General features: G+C 65.3%; 4 protein-coding genes. All 4 read right to left on the bottom strand.

What is annotated here, in order from left to right; all coding sequences use genetic code 11:
- Positions 1-566 precede the first annotated feature (566 nt).
- The 4 genes from V6U90_RS32755 to V6U90_RS32740 all read right to left on the bottom strand — a co-directional run bounded on the left by V6U90_RS32755 (position 567) and on the right by V6U90_RS32740 (position 3,122).
- Positions 567-911, bottom strand: coding sequence for a VOC family protein (locus tag V6U90_RS32755; protein ID WP_334444950.1), 345 nt, complete (start codon positions 909-911; stop codon positions 567-569).
- Between the two features lie 746 nt (positions 912-1,657).
- On the bottom strand, positions 1,658-2,257 hold the full coding sequence (locus V6U90_RS32750; RefSeq protein WP_334444948.1) for a dihydrofolate reductase family protein: 600 nt from the start codon (positions 2,255-2,257) through the stop codon (positions 1,658-1,660).
- On the bottom strand, positions 2,245-2,751 hold the full coding sequence (locus V6U90_RS32745) for an SRPBCC family protein (protein ID WP_334444946.1): 507 nt from the start codon (positions 2,749-2,751) through the stop codon (positions 2,245-2,247). Before V6U90_RS32745 ends, V6U90_RS32750 begins: the two co-directional genes overlap by 13 nt.
- On the bottom strand, positions 2,748-3,122 hold the full coding sequence (locus V6U90_RS32740; protein ID WP_334444944.1) for an ArsR/SmtB family transcription factor: 375 nt from the start codon (positions 3,120-3,122) through the stop codon (positions 2,748-2,750). The genes V6U90_RS32745 and V6U90_RS32740 overlap by 4 nt, the downstream gene beginning before the upstream one ends.
- Between the last annotated feature and the right edge of the window lie 588 nt (positions 3,123-3,710).

The following is a 3,710-nucleotide window of genomic DNA, read 5'->3' as shown; positions in this document are numbered from 1 at the left end:
CTCGTTTCAGCCATGAGCCTCTATCCCTCAAGTCCTGGCCTCCACGTTACGAGGGGAACCACACAGGTCAGCAACCGGAACTTAGTTTTGGCACCCTACACGCAAAGTTCAGCAGTACGAGCGTACGTGATGAATTGTGAGACGTAACGGCGAAAGGGCCTTGATTCACCAAATAAGCGCTGAGCTGCACAGACACGGTCAGAAACCGATCGCCTCTTGTCACTGGTTGTCAACTGCAGGTGAGGGTTTTCGGGGGTAAACGGGGGCAGACCGACAGGACGTCGCCAGGGTCCGACCGTGCCCGCCGCCCTACCATCGGGGCCTCCGTCACCAAGAGAACGACGTGCCCCCTCCATCGCGACCCGACTACCGCAGGCATGGGGATACGTGTCGATGGATCGACACAGGCCGACCTCGTTGACTCCGTTGAGCCAACGTGGCTGATACCCAGCGATTCCGAAGTCGGACACCACCGGGGAATTGTGCCTGACGCCCACGCCTCCAGTGCCTGTCACTGACAACCCCCGCGCGGGCCCGCACTCATCTGCCGCGGGCCGGACGCGCCGTCACTCGAGCGGGGCGCCGCCGAAGCCGATCTCGTTGCCGTCGGGGTCGCGGTAGATCACCTTGCGCACACCGTTCCCGTACGTCTCGCGTGAGGCGGGCTCGATTCCTCGGGCGCCGATGCTCTCGACGCGCTCATCGAGGTCGTCGACGAACACCGTGTGCAGTGCATGGCCGGCGCGCTCGGGCAACTCCTCAATGTAGAGGTATCGGTGCTCGGCAAGCTCCCACACCGCCTCCGTCGCGTTCGGGAGGAACGCGGGTTTGGAGCCCAGCAGCCGCTCGTACCAAGTGAGCGCGCGCCGGTAGTCGCTCACCGGAAGCCCCGCGAAGAGGTCGACCGTCACGCGTTCACGCTAACACCGCAACCGCGTGACCTGCACGCGCCAAGAGCCGGCACCTGCGGTCTGTGCCATCGAGCACGACGTCGATGGTCTCCTCAGCGCCCGCCGACGTCGTCGACAACCTCAACCTCCGGGCGGATGAGCCCCACCGGCGACGCGTCGGGAATACACGGAGATTCCTCGATCAGATCGCCATCGAGCTATGACGATCACATGCTGTACTCGCGCTCAACCGTAGCCTCTCGTACGCGGTAGTCCTCGTACCAAACTTCGCGACCGCGTCGCTGAGCAACTCGATGCGCGGTCACCTGCTTCCAGCCGCACGCCGCTTTTGATCCGTTCAGTAGGACATGATGATCCCTACGCCGTCCCTCGCAGCCTCGATGCCCAAGAACCCGGGTTGTTCCTTGGCGAGGGCCTCCATGGACGTGGCCATCGCCGCATATCCGCAGTCGCCATCCGTGCGGGTGGACGTGAAGATCACCGCAACGTACGGCGGCTCCGGCGGTCAGCGAAGGGCTCGCTCAACATGGGCCCAGGGGCGGCATAGGCCATCCCTCCCCAGAGTTGCGGGGTCAAGTCCTTGGACGTCCTCATTTGCCGCAGGGGCATTCCCCTGACTGAGGTTCGCTACTGCGCCACCGTGTCCCGACGCGGCGGTTGACGCCTCCGCACACTGCGACTTGACGCAACCCGAGTTCGTGACGCGCGACCTCAACCGGCCGAATCGGTCGTCAGCGCTCCGCGTGTCATGCAAGCGCAGGCGAACCGGACAGGGCTGTCGTGCACTGCCCGAGAGCGCGGTAGCGGAGGTGTACGACGCCGTTTCGGAATCGGCGCTCATCGAGGAGCTCAAGGTCGGCGCGCATGCCGGTCGGCAGCCCTGGCTTGCCCCCGCCGACGACCACGGGCCAGATGAACAGCTGGCACTCGTCGACCAGCCCGGCCTTGAAAGCCTGCGTCGCGAGGTTCGCACCTCCCACGGTGAGATCGCTGCTGGCCGTGGCCTTCAGTTCCTGTACCGCGGCGGGGTCGAAAAGGCGTTCGAGTCGGGTGTCGGCAGTTGACACCGCGGCGAGGGTCGTGGAGTACACGACTTTGCTCGCCGCCTGCCAGGCGGTCGCGAAGTCGGCCGTGAGGTCGGACTGCGCGGCCAGAGCGGCGTCGGTCTCCCAGACGGCCATCGCCTCGTACAGTCGCCGCCCGTAGAGAAACGTGCCCACGGACCGCAGGAGGTCGGTGGTGAACGCGAATACCTCGTCGTCGGGTGGGAACCAGTCGAACGCGCCGCGTTCGTCCTCGATGTAGCCGTCAAGCGACACGTTCGTCACGTAGATCAGCTTTGCCATACCTCTACCTCTCGATGATCAGCTGCAACAGCCTGGACATTCATCAGCGTGGCGTCCAGCTTGGTGAACGCCTGGCGCCAACCCTCCTCGCTGGGGTGCGCCAGATGTTCGGGGAGCCACTGGCGGATCTCCAGTCGCGTCCGTCCGTCAGCCTCGTCGTGGAACTCGACCCGGAGTCTCGTCTCGAACGGCTCGATGCCCTCCTGCAGCCGGCCACTGACGTGCATGACGCCTTCGAGTAGTTCGCCGTCGGCGACGTCTTTGAGGTCGACGTGGATGTGCACGCGAAGCTCGGGTTCGGCTGCATTGACCTCCGTCCACCGTTGAAAGCCGCCGGGGCGTACGTCGAACTCGATCTCGTCGCGCGGCAGTGAGTTGCCGGTCGGGCCCCACCACGCCGCTAGGTGGTCGGGATCGGTGAAGGCTCGGTAGACGAGCTCCCGCGGCGCGTCGAACACGCGAGAGATGACGAGCTGCGGAGTTTCCGTTTTCATTCGAGCTCCCTGGGGTCGTCGGCCATCCGGTCCGTTGCCCGTCCGGCGGCCTGCACCGCGGCGAGGTGGGCATCGAGGCGGGTGAGGGACGAGTCCCAGAACCGCCGGTAGCGCTCGATCCAGTCGGCCGCCTCGCGCAGCGGGGCAGCTTCGAGGTGGCTCGCGCGCCACTTGCCCGACCGTGACCGCGAGATGAGCGCGGCGCGCTCGAGCACCTTCAGGTGCCGTGACACCGCTGGCATCGAGATCGACAGAGGAGCGGTGAGCTCTGTGACCGTGGCGTCGCGTTCGGCCAGCTCGGCCAGGATCGCCCGTCGAGTCGGGTCAGCGAGCGCCGAGAACACCGCGCTGAGCTGGTCGGAGCCAGCCAACCGAAGCCTCCCTTCACTTAACGAACATGTTAAGCGTATTGAGATGCGAGTGATGTTGTCAACGGGATGCGTTCGCCCAGGCCGGCTCGGCCCCTGCCACCAGCGCTGACGTACTGCTGAACAACCAGCGGCAAGGCGGTGTCCGCTTCTGGCTCCCCTCTGTGTCAAGACGCTGTCGGGAGCAGGGTTCTATGCTGGGTGGCGGCGGGTCCGGGAAGTGACTTCTCCGAAGAGCTGGCATGGGGATGTGAGCTGGTCGCGCTGGAGTCAGTTGCCGTTCCCCGTTGTCCTCCCGGGCCCGTCGCCGTGGCGGCTGTGGCGTCGTTGATCATGGTTCGGTAGACGATGTCGGACAGGCGTCGTTTCAGTGCCCGCATCGCTTCCATCGATGTCTTGCCGGAGGCTTTCTTCCGGTCGAAGTAGGCGCGGCCTTCGGTGGGGTTGCGTAGCTGGACGGTGGCCATGATGTGTAGCACTCGGTTGATCTGCCGGGTGCCGGCGCGGGAGAGCCGGTGAGTTGCGTCCGGCAGAGTGGTGTACGGCAGACCTGCAGCTCAGAGCCGGTTTGGCGTAGACGTGAGGCGGCCA

The sequence above is a fragment of the Micromonospora sp. CPCC 206060 genome (assembly GCF_036906895.1).
GTDB lineage: Bacteria > Actinomycetota > Actinomycetes > Mycobacteriales > Micromonosporaceae > Micromonospora.
This window is presented reverse-complemented; position numbering and strand designations above follow the sequence as displayed.